15 protein-coding genes and 1 other annotated feature are annotated in these 14,005 nt (G+C 44.3%); of the genes, 7 read left to right on the top strand and 8 right to left on the bottom strand.

The features are described from left to right. Positions 1-132: 132 nt before the first annotated feature. Genes FIU87_RS19205 through FIU87_RS19220 form a run of 4 tightly spaced genes read left to right on the top strand, consistent with a single transcriptional unit; the run spans position 133 to position 3,454 of the window. On the top strand, positions 133-708 hold the full coding sequence (locus FIU87_RS19205) for an RNA polymerase sigma factor (protein ID WP_152446661.1): 576 nt from the start codon (positions 133-135) through the stop codon (positions 706-708). After that, a complete protein-coding gene (locus FIU87_RS19210; protein WP_152446072.1) occupies positions 680-1,492 on the top strand; it encodes a hypothetical protein in 813 nt (270 codons plus the stop codon). The genes FIU87_RS19205 and FIU87_RS19210 overlap by 29 nt, the downstream gene beginning before the upstream one ends. Next, positions 1,476-2,351: an ABC transporter ATP-binding protein gene (locus tag FIU87_RS19215; RefSeq protein ID WP_152446073.1), complete on the top strand. Its 876-nt coding sequence runs from the start codon at positions 1,476-1,478 to the stop codon at positions 2,349-2,351. The genes FIU87_RS19210 and FIU87_RS19215 overlap by 17 nt, the downstream gene beginning before the upstream one ends. Beyond that, positions 2,348-3,454 (top strand): hypothetical protein, encoded by a 1,107-nt coding sequence (locus FIU87_RS19220; protein WP_152446074.1) that lies wholly within the window; start codon positions 2,348-2,350, stop codon positions 3,452-3,454. The genes FIU87_RS19215 and FIU87_RS19220 overlap by 4 nt, the downstream gene beginning before the upstream one ends. A 330-nt stretch (positions 3,455-3,784) precedes the next feature. On the opposite strand, the gene FIU87_RS19225 is transcribed toward FIU87_RS19220, so the two are convergent. Then, a complete protein-coding gene (locus FIU87_RS19225) occupies positions 3,785-4,318 on the bottom strand; it encodes a DUF4269 domain-containing protein (protein WP_253905468.1) in 534 nt (177 codons plus the stop codon). Between the two features lie 71 nt (positions 4,319-4,389). On the opposite strand from FIU87_RS19225, the gene FIU87_RS19230 reads away from it, so the two are divergent. Then, on the top strand, positions 4,390-4,869 hold the full coding sequence (locus FIU87_RS19230) for a GNAT family N-acetyltransferase (RefSeq protein ID WP_152446075.1): 480 nt from the start codon (positions 4,390-4,392) through the stop codon (positions 4,867-4,869). 45 nt (positions 4,870-4,914) lie between these two features. Here the strand turns inward: FIU87_RS19230 and tyrS are convergent, their stop codons facing one another. Further along, the gene (gene tyrS / locus FIU87_RS19235; RefSeq protein WP_152446076.1) at positions 4,915-6,126 is read right to left on the bottom strand and encodes a tyrosine--tRNA ligase; all 1,212 of its coding nucleotides are present in this window, start codon (positions 6,124-6,126) and stop codon (positions 4,915-4,917) included. Positions 6,127-6,275: 149 nt separating this feature from the next. Here tyrS and FIU87_RS19240 point away from each other — a divergent pair, with 149 nt between their 5' ends. After that, positions 6,276-6,668 (top strand): hypothetical protein, encoded by a 393-nt coding sequence (locus FIU87_RS19240; protein ID WP_253905469.1) that lies wholly within the window; start codon positions 6,276-6,278, stop codon positions 6,666-6,668. Between the two features lie 82 nt (positions 6,669-6,750). Further along, positions 6,751-7,041, bottom strand: a binding site (T-box leader). A gap of 37 nt (positions 7,042-7,078) precedes the next feature. On the opposite strand, the gene FIU87_RS19245 is transcribed toward FIU87_RS19240, so the two are convergent. From FIU87_RS19245 to FIU87_RS19265, 5 genes are all read right to left on the bottom strand, one after another. Beyond that, positions 7,079-7,534, bottom strand: a complete 456-nt coding sequence (locus tag FIU87_RS19245; RefSeq protein WP_253905470.1) for an NUDIX hydrolase — start codon at positions 7,532-7,534, stop codon at positions 7,079-7,081. A gap of 32 nt (positions 7,535-7,566) precedes the next feature. Continuing rightward, on the bottom strand, positions 7,567-8,211 hold the full coding sequence (locus FIU87_RS19250; protein WP_152446077.1) for a 3'-5' exonuclease: 645 nt from the start codon (positions 8,209-8,211) through the stop codon (positions 7,567-7,569). A gap of 16 nt (positions 8,212-8,227) precedes the next feature. Continuing rightward, a complete protein-coding gene (locus FIU87_RS19255; protein WP_152446078.1) occupies positions 8,228-10,102 on the bottom strand; it encodes a DUF294 nucleotidyltransferase-like domain-containing protein in 1,875 nt (624 codons plus the stop codon). Between the two features lie 237 nt (positions 10,103-10,339). Beyond that, entirely contained in the window at positions 10,340-11,992 is a 1,653-nt protein-coding gene (locus FIU87_RS19260) for a sodium:solute symporter family protein (protein ID WP_152446079.1), read from the bottom strand. Positions 11,993-12,049: 57 nt separating this feature from the next. Then, positions 12,050-12,352 (bottom strand): DUF4212 domain-containing protein, encoded by a 303-nt coding sequence (locus FIU87_RS19265; protein WP_152446080.1) that lies wholly within the window; start codon positions 12,350-12,352, stop codon positions 12,050-12,052. A 533-nt stretch (positions 12,353-12,885) separates the two neighbouring features. On the opposite strand from FIU87_RS19265, the gene FIU87_RS19275 reads away from it, so the two are divergent. Next, positions 12,886-13,254, top strand: a complete 369-nt coding sequence (locus FIU87_RS19275) for a DUF3221 domain-containing protein (protein WP_152446082.1) — start codon at positions 12,886-12,888, stop codon at positions 13,252-13,254. Between the two features lie 145 nt (positions 13,255-13,399). Here the strand turns inward: FIU87_RS19275 and FIU87_RS19280 are convergent, their stop codons facing one another. Continuing rightward, positions 13,400-13,900 (bottom strand): hypothetical protein, encoded by a 501-nt coding sequence (locus FIU87_RS19280; RefSeq protein WP_152446083.1) that lies wholly within the window; start codon positions 13,898-13,900, stop codon positions 13,400-13,402. Between the last annotated feature and the right edge of the window lie 105 nt (positions 13,901-14,005).

Genomic DNA, 14,005 nt, shown 5'->3' on the forward strand with positions numbered 1-14,005 from the left:
TGCACACTCAAACACACTTTTTCTAAGAATTTAACGAGCTAGATCCCCCTTTTGTATTCCCAAGAACGTTCCCCCTAAATATTTTTAAATCTTTTTTAAATTTCCGTCGTCTTAGTAGGTGAGGTGAATAAAATGCCGGAAGATTATGAGTTGGTTGAGGAGATTGCGCGTGGGAGTCAGGCCGCAATGGAGGTGTTGACTCGGCGTTATTATAAAGAGATTTTCGGGTTTGTGTATCGGAAGGTTGGAAACCGGGAGACGGCGTATGACCTGACGCAGGAGATTTTTATTAAGATGGTGCAGCGTGTTGGCAGTTTGACGAATAAGGCTGCTTTTAAATCTTGGCTGTATCAGATTGCGGTCAATCATTGTCGCGATTATTGGAAAAGTGCCTCCTATCAAAAAGAAAGCAAGCAGGTCGAAATGAATGACATGCTGAAAAGTGATGCAACTAACGAGGTCCCTTACATATTTGAGCGGAAGGAAACGCGCGAGCAGGTGAAGCGAGCGTTGCAAGCGTTGCCGGATATTCAGCGAGAAGCTGTTATTTTAAAATACTTTCATCATTTAAAAATACAGGAAATTTCGGAGATGACAAAGGCGAATGTGTCGACGGTGAAATCAAGGCTAAAGCAAGGGTTAACGAAGCTTGCCACCATAATGAAGGAGGGTGAAGCGTATGAAGAGAAAAAACGAGCTAGAAAATAAGCAAATTGATTTAGATCAGGATGAAGAGCTGTTTGAGCTGGAGCAAGAGGTGTTTTTCCGCTTACAGGAATACGATGTGGAGTTTCCGAGTGAGGAAGAAATGATGCGGACCATTGACGCGATTCGACCACATGTTCCGAAAAAGAAGCATTTTTTCGAGCCGATTGTAAACTTGGTGAAGCATTCCACGCAGGAGATTTTTCGAATTAGCCCGTTGTTCTGGGGTGCAAACGGTGCATTTATGGTTGTAAGCTTGCTTTTCTTTTTTATGGCTGAGAGGCTAGATCCGTATTTTACAATAATGTTACTCGCTCCGATTCCGACAATTGTTGGGGTGCTAGAGATGATGAAGAGCAAGAGTAGTGGAATGATGGAGCTCGAGCTGTCCTTGAAGTATAGCTGGCAAGAGCTGATACTGGCACGAATGCTGGTAGTTGGTGGATTCAATGTTGGGATCAACTTGGTGTTCATGCTTGGAATCTCGCTGATGATGCCACAAGTTTGGCTTGGCAAGCTGCTACTATTTTGGTTAACGCCGTTTACCGTTTTAATGGCTGTTTCGCTCGTGATTGTTTCGCGTTTTAGGAAGCTGCATGTGGTGACGGCAACGCTGGTTTGTTGGATTGGACTGAGCACAGTGATACAGGAAACGGAACTGCATCAATTGATGGTGGAAATTCCGCCGGTGGTGTATGTAGCGGTGATTGCGGTCGCCTCTGTCTTCATTATTTTTAACATGACGCGCATTTATAAAAGGGGGATTTCGTATGAATTTAACCATTAAAAATTTGAGCAAGAGTTTTGGGGAGAAAAAGGTGCTGGATGATGTGAGCATTGAGTTTTCATCTGGGGTGTATGGCATTCTTGGGGCGAATGGATCCGGGAAAACGACGTTGATGCGGATTTTGGCTAGTGTGATGAAGCCGAGCGCTGGCACGGTGTATTTTAATCAGGAGGATATTGGCGTGATGGATGGCCGCTATCGTGATGTGATTGGCTATTTGCCGCAGCATGTCGGGTTTTATAAAAACTTTACCGCGGAAAAATTTCTATTATATATCGCAGCGTTAAAGGGTTTACCAAAGGCTGCCGCTAAGACGAAGGTTGCGGAGGTGCTGGAGCTTGTCGGACTTTCCGCTGAGCGCAAAAACAAGGTCGGCAAGTTTTCTGGCGGGATGAAGCAGCGCGTTGGGATTGCGCAAGCACTGTTGAATGACCCGAAAATCCTAATTGTGGACGAGCCGACAGCGGGACTTGATCCGAAAGAACGCATCCGCTTTCGTAATCTGCTAGCAAAAATTGCGATTAACCGAATTGTGCTGTTGTCGACGCATATTGTGTCTGATATTGAGTTCATTGCGCGTGAGGTCGTTATTTTAAAAGAAGGAAAGCTACTGCGAAAAGAATCGCCCCAGATGCTATTGGACGGTATTGCCGATAAGGTGTGGAGTGTGGTTGTCGGGGAGTCGGAAATTCCTGCTTTTCAAGCGAGGTTTAAGGTTGGAAATATCGGACGAGCTGGCGATGGGAGCTTTCAGCTGCGCATCTTGAGTGAGAGCAAGCCACATCCAGATGCACAAATCGAGATTCCAAATTTAGAAGATTTGTATCTTTATTATTTCGATGAAGAGGTGGCCTCATGATGGAGCTGTTTAAGTTTGAGCTGTATAAGATTTTTAAGCAACGGACGGTTTGGATCACCTTTATTCTTGTAATCCTCTTTTCCACCGGTTTTACCTTTCATATGACTGAGCAGTGGGAGAAGGATTTGTATAAGGAATGGGAAGGTCCGATTACGGAGGAAAAGTTGCAGCTGGCGCAAGATAAATATGCGTCTTTGATGGAGAAAATTGAGTCTACGCCTGACGATGCACCCGTCCAATTCTCAGAAAAAGAGAGTTTTGAGATGGGTTTGTACGAAACGGTCGCTTTTGTTGGTGGGATAGAGAAGAAAACAGCGGCAAAAATAGAGGAACTAGATGGCATAAACACCTCTGAAGCTGCGTTGGAAAAGGAAATGCTTGAGCAGTTAGACACATCTTACTTTGCCTTAAATGAAGGTCCTGGAAAAGTGATCGATTTCGCGAGTGTGTTTTCAATTGTAATTACTGGCGCGATGCTTTTGATCGGATTATCTTCTATCTACACACAAGAGTACAGCTCTGGTGTAGAAAATTATATGTTGAGTGCGAAAAAAGGCCGTAAGCAGCTGTTGTGGGCAAAGCTTGGGGCAGCGTCTGTCTACACGGTGGTGGTAGTGTTCGCCTGGGAACTATTCAACCTTGCGTGGAACACGATTCAGTATGGAAGTGAAGGCTGGGGCACGTCGTTACAGCATTATTTCAAGTACTATTTTTCGCCGTATGATTTTACGATGTTCGAGTTTCATCTCGTGCAAATGGCGTTTCACTTGCTGGGAGCAGTAAGCTTTGCGGTGTTGATTGTGCTCGTTTCAAGCGTGAGCAAGCATTCGTTGATTTCGTTTTTTGTCTGTGGCGCGTTGTTTGGAGCTCCGTTCTTGGTGGTAGAAATGATGAATTTGCCACAATGGATAGAAAACACCTTCATTTTCAGCCACATCTTCACGATGAATGTGGAGCGACTATTCGACTTCTTTAAAGCGGTGAATTTGTTTGGTGTGCCCGTCCTCTTCCCATTTGTCGGGGTTGCGATAATGGTAGTGGTGACTCTTGTGTCGGTTGCGGTGAACATGCGGGTAATGCGGAAGAAGGAATTGACGGTTTGATTTGAGTGGGATACCATAGGCTCCCGAACTTTTTGAGAGAAAGATGTAGAATTGGGCCACGAACCGGTTCATTTTGCTTGAGAAATTGAAGTTATTACGGAAAACTTAGGCCTTCGCACTTAGTGTGAAGGTTTTTTGGGTAGTTTTGGGGAGGAATTTTACTATTCTGATGCTGTTTCGGGTTATGGGAGGTAGTGATTGTGACACTTTTTGGGGTTATTGTGATATTTCGAGAGGTTATTGTGACTTTTTTTAGAGTTATTGTGACATTTCGAAAGGTTATTGTGACATTTCGAATTCCGTAATAATCACCACTCCTCCGCTCCCCTATTATTCATCCAGCAGCCCCTTCTCCACCCCATATTTTAATAGACCCTCATAAGGATCCCCAGAAATCCCTAGTATTTCACAAAAAGCTGGCTCCGTTTTGTAGCCTTGTTTCTTCAAATCTATGACTTGTGCGCGCAGGCTTGGTGTTTTTTCCAAAAGAGCATGCTCAATCACCATATGCAGATAAGCATACTGCTCGTTAACCGGCTGCCCTTGCCCGAAAAGCTCAAACTCAAACCCCTCGTAGTAAAAATTGCATTTTACAACCTCCCTTCCTCTGATATTGCTTCTTTTCATCCGGAAATCCTCCATAGATTCATAGAGGCTGATGAGCTTTTCCTCGAATAAATCAAGATTGTACGTTTCCATGATAATGTCCAAGTCGGAATCTGATAGGTCGATGTTGATTGGAATGGTGCCGCAAAGCGTTGGGTGGTATGCACCGAGATCGTGCATGACATTAAGTTTGATGATGGCCTCGTATGCCCGTTGCTGTTTGGTGTTACCATTTTTCATTAATTTCATGAAATTCATTTGCGTTTTACCCTCCTTAATTTATGAAAAATCTGATATGGTAACTATATCAATATATCGTGGAGGAAAGTATGAACAATCTATCCCTAGTAAAATATGATGAAAATGATTTTCCTTTTTATTACGCACTTGTATCCAATGAAATGGTGATGAAGCAGATTACTGAACGAGCGATTCCTTTAGATGAAGCAAAAAACAATTACACCAACATTCTGGAGAAAAACGCTCGCTCTGATGTTTTTGGTTCTTATAAAGTTTTTGATTCCAACTCCTATATTGGACTGGCGCACTTAACACTGAACGCGAATCAACCAACGGAAGCGGAAATTGGCTATATGCTTTTACCTGAGTTCTGGGGAAAAGGGTATGGTAGTACTATTGCACACCTTTTAGTAGCAAAGGCTAGCAATCTAGATATCAAAACCTTAACAGCGATTATCGACCCGGACAATATCGCATCAAAAAAAATTCTAACAAAACAAGGATTTCATACAGAAAAGGTAACATCCCTTGATGGTCTTCCGGCAGAGTACTTGAAAAAAACTATTTAATAGACATCGGGACGGTTCACGAACCAGCAGAACCGTCCTCTAGTCTCAGTCAAACCTCACAAACCGTTTTTTACCGATTTGAAGAGTGTCCCCTGATCTTAATATTTGTTTGAGCTGTTCTGATTTTAGTTTTTCTTGGTTGAGTGATACGCCATTTTGGTCGATAAGTCGCAAAAATTCACTTTTACTTTTGATGTGTTTCATTTTGACTAAGTCCGGGATGATTTCCTCAAGGATAGTTGCTCCAGCTTCAATGGTGATACTCGGGATATCAGATGGTATCTGTCTTTTTTGAAAGGCGGTTTGGAAAAACTGATGTGCTTTTTCTGCTGCCTTTTCCCCGTGGTACAAACCGGTGATGATATGTGCGAGTTTGAGCTTAATGTCGCGCGGGTTAGTGCCGCTTGCGAGCTGGGCCCTTACCTCCTCTACCACACTTGGGTGCTCGTCGGTTGCCAGTTCAAAGTACTTGATGATGAGCTCATCTGGTACCTCCATCACTTTTTTGAACATCACTTCTGGTGCTTCATTGACGCCAATGTAGTTTCCGAGACTCTTGCTCATTTTTTCCACGCCATCAAGCCCTTCGAGTAGCGGCATGAACAGTGCCACCTGCTTTTCCAGTCCCCAATGCTTTTGCAATGTCCGCCCCATGAGTACGTTGAACGTTTGGTCCGTTCCTCCAAGTTCGATATCTGCTTTTAGCTCCACAGAATCGTACCCCTGCATGAGTGGGTAGAAAAACTCATGAATGCCGATCGGCACCTGATTCTGGTAGCGTTTTTGAAAGTCATCACGCTCAAGCATTCTCGCAACAGAGGTGGTGGCAGCAAGCTTCATCACATCCTCAAAATTCAGCTTCGATAACCACTCGCTGTTAAAGCGGACAGTGGTTTTTTCTGGGTTTAGCACTTTAAAAATCTGATCGCAGTAGGTTTGCGCGTTCGCTTTGACCTGCTCATCGGATAAGGCGGCTCGGCTTTTCTTTTTGCCGGTTGGATCGCCGATACGACCGGTAAAATCGCCAATGATAATGATGACATTGTGGCCGAGGTCCTGCATTTGTTTCATTTTGCGAAGGACGACGGCATGACCAAGATGGATATCAGGTGCCGATGGATCAAGTCCGAGCTTGATGGTGAGCGGCTTCTTCTCTTCATGGGAACGCTTGAGCTTGGCAAGCAGCTCCTCTTCATCGACTGCGGTGTGGACTCCCTTCATGATGATGAGAAGCTGCTCTTCTGGTTTTTTAAACATGTTACCTCTCTCCTTTTTTATAAAATGGCTCTGTTGAACTTTATTGTTAATATTTAATAAAATTTTTGGAGCTTACTATACTTTGTTTAGCCTCATGGAACTTCATAAAATAATTCACCTAAGAGAACACTATTTTTGAGGTGGTATTAATGATATTAAAAACAATATTAGCAATAACCCTAATGTTTAATGTATCTGTTTACGCTAACGGAGAATATGCTCCTCCGTCACCGAAAATAGTGCAGTTTTATACAAGCATTCCCGAAAAGGATAATTGGGTGACAGTTCCAGAGGGAACAAAAGAAATAACAATCAATGTTGAAGCTCTGAACACTGAAACAGTGTTGTTTTGGTTAATCCCAACAGGAACTCAAACATGGTATGAAAGAAAACTTATTGGATATGACATAAAGGATGACAAAGATAACAAGTTTTCATTGACTTGGAAAGTTCCAAAACATTTGCACGACCATATACAAGTGCAAGCATTAGGAGAGAATGAAATTGCTGGTTCTAGTTTAAATATAACTTCAAATCCATAGCTAAATCTTAAATTTTGCCATACGCATCAACATTTACTTATAACAGAGCCAAAAAACAAAAAACGCCCCTCAGGGAAAAACCCTAAAGGACGTTAGTTAACGTGTTACCACCTTTGTTTGAAAGCTACTCGCATAGCCTTCCTCTGTAAGTACGGCCGTTTGGATTGGGAAGAAAACCGTGCAATCTCTACCTTCACCTGGCGATACTTTGGCGTTGATCACGGCCGCCAGCCCGGTGTAGCCTACTCCCTAAACAAGAGATTCGGTACACAGCTCCAAGATGTATTCACACCAACTCTGCACGCGCCTCTCACCAACCGGCCACTCTCTTTTTGCATCTGTTTGTGCTACTCGTTCTTTTCATCGCTTTTTTTATATTAGTGATTATTATATGCGTTTGGGAAGGAATGTCAATAATTTTTTTGCAAGATTTCTTTTAGGCCAATAGGATATAGGATTATCTCGTCGTTAAGGACTTTTTGGAGGGGAATCCATTTTGCCGTGCTTGTTTTTCCTGGCTCTGTGACTTGGAACTCTTCTTTTTGATAAAGAGCATGATCCATAAATTTCACTTCATAAAGTTGCGTGATTTCGTGCCCTGTTACATTCTCTATTGTATAGATATTCTCCAGGCAGGCTATGTAACTCTTAATCTCAATCTTCGCATTTATCTCTTCCTGATATTCACGAATGAGTGTTTCATCTGATCTCTCGCCAAGCTCAATCGTCCCTCCAATAGGCCTGTAAAAGTTATCTGTTCCTCCCGAATGTCTTCCTGTTTGCTCCTCTAACAGTATGTACGAATCTCGCACTAAAACACCTAAAGTATTAGCCCGTGGGCGCAGTAACTGTGATGGTTGACTCATGATATTTTCTCCTTTTTGAACTGGAATTGGCCTCACCCCTCCCCAATTCTGATTAGGTCGCCCCATGTTTTGCAGCCGCGATCTGCGCAGTGGTGGAGGAGTTCGACACAGAGGTAGGCGGTCGTGAGGGCGTCGCCTAGGGCAGAGTGGCGCTGGTAGATTCTTGTGCCGAAGTTGCGGGCGTATTTTTCTAGGTCACGCATGTCGTAGCTAGGGGCGATATAGCCTATTAGGTTTAGGGTATCAATGGTTTGCGGGTTTTTCCAGGTGAAATTTTCCCGTTTCAGCTCAGATTTTATCGCTTGCATGTCGAAAGCGATATAGTGCCCAATATAGCAGGCAGAAGTGCCACCGGCCATTGTGGTGAGGCTAGCAATTGCCTCGAAAGCTGTTGGTGCTCCTTTAACATGTTCTTCGGTTATTCCCGTTAAGTCTGTAATTTCCCGCGGAATATGTCGACCTGGGTTGATGTATGTCTGAATGGCCCTCTCTTCCTCTACTTCCAGGTTGCGAATTTTCACGGCAGCTAGTTCTATTATTCTATCATGCTTTGCCACGTTGAAGCCGGTCGTTTCGGTATCAAAAACGGTAAATTCCAGCTTGTCGACAGGTGTGGAAAGCGGTATATTTTCCGCTAAATTGCTCGGGAAATAATTCTTTTTCGCAAATGGGAACATATTTTGGAGGCACCTCCTAGTAGTATGACAGCATGTGACTTTGCAGTTCTTTTATTAGTCGAATGCTGAGCATCAACTCTTCTTTTTCGCGCGTGGTTAATGCTGTTAGATTTAGAGTGGACGAGAGTTCTTGTTGGTTCTGGTACTGTGTATGCCGATTTCGAACATAGTAGTGAAGCACCGTAGCAACCGACGCCTTTAAGTCCTTTTGAAAATTGGCGGACAATATCTTTTTTTCGTACAGCTTATCGATTTTCTCTAACGGTGTTCCGTATGTGATAGCATGCATGAGCGCTAGGATTTGCAGGCTATGGTGATAGGGAAACAGAACCTCTTTTTTCATATCGATTTGCTTGCGGTTACGGCGGAACATCGAGCGTATCGGTTGTTCTAAGGTGGGTATCGGATTTTCCCGTTCCAGCTGGGACAGACGATAGAGAAAAATTTTTGCGCGATCTAAGGAATTGGTGATACTCTGTTGAAATTGCTGATGTAACCTATCATTTCCATATACTAGTCTGTGTGAGAAAAAGTTTTGCGCAAGTAGCAGTCGGTCGTTAGTGGAATGCACCGTCCACCCGTGAATTCGAGCTTCCCAATCTTCTAGCGACCCCCTCCACTTCGGATTGGACGCCATCATATTGCCCCTACAGCGTTCGAATCCCGCCCTTTCTAGGTTGCGCACAATTTTTTCCGCCAGTTCCGTAAAATAGTCACTTTCCTTTTCATAAACGAGAAAATGATCCTGATCAGTTAGGAGAAACTGCTCCTTTCTCGCCCCGCTTCCCATAAGATAAAAGCAAAATGCTGATGGGGGTTCTACCTTCATTTCTTGAAGAGAAAGCTCCACGCAGCGCTGAACGAGTCGGTCAAACTGGGTATTCATCACATCAAGCGTAGTAAGAATCGGCACCTGTTGTTGAAGCATCGTTGCTAGTGTTGCTTCCAGCTTTTCTTTTAGGGTTGGTAAAGTTTCCGCGTTAGCTTTTGTGATGTTCTCGCTACTTTTTACCATCGCGCTTGTCGCGTTTGCCTGCAGAAGGTTGGAGAGGGTGACAAGTCCTGCAAGCTCTCCATTGGAAGAGGTTACTGGCAGGTGCTTCACCCCCTTTAAAAGCATGGTCGTCAACGCTTCATAGTAGTATGCGCTACGCGAGATGGTGATGGGATTTTTGGTCATGATGGTTTCGATAGCGCTTGACGTATCGAGTGAAGTGGTGATTACCCTGTTTACAAAATCGTGCATCGTGACAATTCCTAGTATCGAGCTGTTTTCATCTAGCACCATTGCGGCGGTTGTTTGCCGATCGGCTGAAAGTTTTTCTGCAACAGTTTGGATGGAGTCGCTCTTTTTTACATGGAGAGCGTCTTGCATCAATTCATGAACTTGCCTTAAAGGGGTGGGCATTTCGCCTGTGTCGCTACTCGTATGTTCTGCCACAGCTTGATACACATCGTGCAGGCGTGAGCTAACCTGTTCTAAAATATAATCACGAAGCTCGTCCCAGTTTTCTTTTAATATCGTGTAAGGAAGATATAGCGCCTCGAGATCGTCCAGTGCACGGACTTGAAGCTGGGTTTGTTGCTGGGAGTGGTGAGCCTTGAGCTGATCAGGATAAATAGGGATTTTCGCGTCCTCTTGTTGCCCGGTATGTAGTTGAGTGAGGAGAAAGTGATGGATGGTGGAAAGCCCAATAAGTTCGTGCGGCTTAATTATTTCAATAACCTCGTGGTGACCAGGTCCGATTACTTCCGCCATTCCAGAGAGCACGAGAAAAACACCCTCGCGATTTTCGTTGGCACGAAGGATGATCTCGTCCTGTTTATAGTGGTGCGTATCGCATAGCTGACATAGTTTGTTTATGAGGGTTTGTGAGAGAGTGAGATTCATAGTGGTACACTCCTTTGTTGATGTAAGGTGATATATCGCTTGTCGCTACGGATACATGCGTAGCGACAAGCGATATGGCTGTGTTACCTCTAGTCCTATGTTCGTATCGCCTGGCGATATACAAAAAGAATGCGGGGCACCAGAGCAGTTTCGCCACTGGCACACCCACACTATTGCTGTAATTGGGACAGGAGAACCGTCCCCTCGTCCCGGGACAAGAGAACCGTCCCTCTGTCCCTATTTGTTCATCCAGACATCGCCGTCTTTGTAGGTCATTTGTTCTGGGTAGCGGAGGTCGAGTACTTCGTCTTGGATTTTTTGGGATGGTGCTTTGGTTCTTAGTGATACGACGATGATGGTGATGATGGCTGCTGTTGCTCCGAAAATGCCGGCGCCTGTGTCGATGATGCCAAGGACGGTGAAGCCGCCGAATTTTGCTGCAAAGATGTAGGCTAGTGTGACAGCTAAACCTACGAGCATTCCTGAGATAACTCCTGGTGCATTCGCCCGTTTCCACCAGACTCCAAGGATGAGCGCTGGGAAGAAGGTTCCGGATGCGAGTGCGAAAGCCCATGCCACGATTTGCGTGATGGCTCCTGGAGGGTTGAGTGCCACGAGACCAGCTAAGACGGTAGCCGTGACAATCGTCAGGCGCCCGACCATCAATCGATTTTTGTCTGTGGCGTTTGGTCGTAGAACTCGGTAGTAAATATCATGTGCAAAGGAGGATGAAATGGAAATCATTAATCCGCCTGCTGTAGAAAGAGCTGCTGCCATTGCGCCTGCTGCGACAAGACCGATGATAAAAACGCCAAGGTTGGCAATTTCAGGTGTTGCCATAACGACAATATCGTTTGCGATGATGAGCTCGTTCCATTGGAGGATGCCATCGCCGTTGGTATCTGCAATTTTTAATTTTCCTGTGTTCACCCATGATTCTGTCCAGGAAGGAAGCTGGCTGATTGGTTGTCCTGCCACTTTCGTCATTAAAATAAAGCGAGAGAACGCTGCATATGCTGGAGCAGAGAGGTAAAGTAATCCGATGAAAAGTAGTGCCCAAGCACCTGACCAACGCGCAGCTTTCATCGTGGATACGGTGTAGAAACGGACGATTACGTGCGGAAGTCCCGCTGTTCCAGCCATGAGGGTAAACATGAGCGCAAGGAACTGCCATTTGGTTCCGTTTGTGAATGGCGCGAAATACTCCGATACGCCAAGTTCCCTGTCGAGCTGCCCCATCTCTTCAACAATTTTCCCATAAGAAAGCCATGGAAGTGGGTTACTTGTAAGCTGCAAGCTCATGAAAATAACCGGAATGAGGTAGGCAATGATGAGGATGATGTATTGCGCCACCTGAGTCCAGGTAATTCCCTTCATTCCACCAAACCCTGCGTAGAAGGCAATGAGGACCACTCCGATAAGGGTTCCAATTTTTGCGTCTACTTCTAGTAAACGGCCAATAACTACCCCAGAACCCGAGAGTTGTCCAATGGAATAGGTAAAGCTGATGATGATCGTACATAGCGCCGCAATAACACGCGCCGAGTGACTGTTGAAACGGTCTCCGATAAATTCAGGGACCGTGTAGCGTCCAGATTTTCGAAGCTGTGGAGCTAAAAGAAAGGTTAATAGAAGATAACCACCCGTCCACCCCATTATGTATGCAAGTCCGTCATAGCCAAGGAGCATGATGGTCCCGGCCAAACCAATGAATGAAGCCGCACTCATCCAGTCCGCACCAATCGCCATACCATTAAAGACTGGTGGAACGCCGCGTCCCGCTACATAGAAATCAGAGGTTTGTTTAGCTTTATTGTAGATGGCAATTCCGATATAAAGTGCGAAAGTAACTAGAATAATTGATAATGAGACAATGAACTGATTATCCAACCGTACATCCCCCTTTAAATAGGTCTATTTATCAAATGCGGATTCTATGGAATGAAATTAATGGTCGAGTGTTTTTCCTGCGCTAAGTACTTCGTTTGCTTCCTCATCAATGCCGTATTTTTTATCAATTCTGTCACTGACTTTTGCATTTACGAATAAAAGAATAATGAAAACGAGGATCGAGCCTTGTGCTCCCATAAAATAATGAAACGGGAAGCCTCCGAAAATAGTGAATTGCAGGGATTCTGCAAAAAGAGCGATGCCAAATGATACACCTAACCAGATAACGAGATAAATCATAATAAACATGTTCTTTTCGCGAAAATACGCATCAGCGACCGACTTATCAATTTTTTTCAAAGAGTTGCCCTCCTTTGGCTTTGGCGAATTTGGTTGTTGCGGAAGGTTCGGATGCTCCCAAACCCTATTGAAGACTGAAAATAAATTTTACTGTGTCGAGAAATGGTACGGGCACTAAAGCAATTTGAACGACTGCATACGTAACCAACGTGACAATGGGAACCCCTAACAGCACTGGCCGTTGCTTCTTAATCGCCAAAAAAATGCATACCCCCGTAACTGCTATAAAAAAGAAAAAAAACATCCTACCTGCACCCTTTCTTGTAAGCGCTTTAAATATGCGACACCCTCATCCTCCTTGCCACTCTGTACTAAGACAGAATATTGTAATAATTCTAATAACTAGATTATGAAGCAAGCCTACCCTTTAAGTCAACTACATCTGAAAAGAGAATTTCTGTACTAGTACAAAAGTTACAGGGGCATTTAAAAGGGGTAGGTGAACCGTCCCCTCTCCTTACAAAAGAGGATTAACTATGTATGTGTCGAAGCTATTCATATGTTAAGGGCTAAATAAGGTAAGGGGGAGTAAGTTGCGAGCTGTTTTGATTTTGGTTGTTCTGTTGCTTTTGAGTGCTTGCGGTCTAGATAAACAGTCTGGTAATTCAGCATCAATGGAGAAGAATACACCTTCTGAGGAAAGGATTGAGGGTGTCATTGCTGATATGAATGGGAAACAAATCCTGGTCATTCCAGACGCAACTAGAGAGGATTTGGTTGATGCCACTTGGGAGGAGCTTTATAAGAAAAACGGTGGTGCATATTATTATGTGGATGCTGAAACCGCTGATACGTTAAAAATTGGTATGAAGGTTGCAGTTTTTTGGGATGGAGATCAAGAGGATTCCGAACCACCTCTGCGAAGTACTGAAAAAGTAGAAATCATCTCAAATGAACAATAGAAAAGCTCCGTGCTTTAGTGGCACAGAGCTACTTTTATTTATAACAGGAAAACGACGGATTTACATGAGGGAGTTTGCGGAAAAAGGTAACTTTGACACGCAACGGCTGCCTCGGTCCTTTCTGTTGCGTTCCAAACCACACTCTCTACTGCTTTGCCTCCTCCTCAAACTCGACCTCATGCTCCTCCATCAAGTCCTCGAGTTCAATCTGGAATTGCCGTATTTTGGTGCGGCCTTCATCTAGCTTTTCGTTAGCTTCGAAGATTTTGTCATGGCTTTGGAGATCGATGGCGACCAGGATCATTTTGAAGCCTTGCATTTGCGCGTTGCTGCCTTCGATGTAGAGGTTATGAATGGCGCGGAGTTCTTCGGTTTTAGGCTTAATGTCTTCGAGTTTTGCAATGAATTCTTCATAGGCGGGGATGGTGATGGAATCGATGGTTTCATACATGGTCCAGTCGTCCGTATAATTATCTCCAGATACGCTGTCGTAAGAATCAATCGCCTCTAGCTCCATCTCACTGACACTCTGCAAATCCTCGTTCACATAGGTTAATAAATCCTCCTGAATCGGATCACTAGTACAGGCGGACAGCGCAACTAACACAAGACAAAGAGGCAAAAGCAACCACAGAAGTCTTCTCATGTTGATTCCTCCATTTGGTTTTTTCACACTCTAAAAATGTATTCCGTCATGGAGTTGTATTAGTACCTGAGACATGGGGGCTACTCTGGCGGTTCATGTAGTTTT

Source organism: Bacillus sp. THAF10 (assembly GCF_009363695.1).
Lineage (GTDB): Bacteria > Bacillota > Bacilli > Bacillales > Bacillaceae_I > Sutcliffiella_A.